This is a genomic window from Pantoea sp. GbtcB22 (assembly GCF_019091025.1).
Taxonomy (GTDB): Bacteria; Pseudomonadota; Gammaproteobacteria; order Enterobacterales; family Enterobacteriaceae; genus Pantoea; species Pantoea leporis.
Genome location: NZ_JAGXKB010000597.1, coordinates 1 through 246, shown reverse-complemented (window position 1 = coordinate 246; position 246 = coordinate 1). Strand labels below are relative to the sequence as shown.

At 63.8% G+C, this 246-nt stretch carries 1 protein-coding gene; it reads left to right on the top strand.

The genetic code is table 11. The features are described from left to right. Nucleotides 1-18: 18 nt before the first annotated feature. A partial coding sequence (locus tag KVT28_RS26090; protein WP_217551173.1) for a hypothetical protein occupies nucleotides 19-246 on the top strand: 228 nt, incomplete at its 3' end.

Genomic DNA, 246 nt, shown 5'->3' with positions numbered 1-246 from the left:
CCCCTGCCAACGCGCGCCATGTACATCGAGTACAGCCCGGATGGCAAACGTCTTGCCGCGTACTTGCCCGGGGACAAGGACAGGCAGGCGATCTTGCTTGTCCGCGAACTGCGGACCGGGCAGGAATGGCGCTATTCTTTCGATTCGTCAGGCTTCGCCGTGGCCTTCAGTGCCGATAGCCGCCAGGTCGCGGTGGCCGTGCGCGAAGCAAATCGCACCGCCTTCAAGCTGCTCGATGCCGCAACC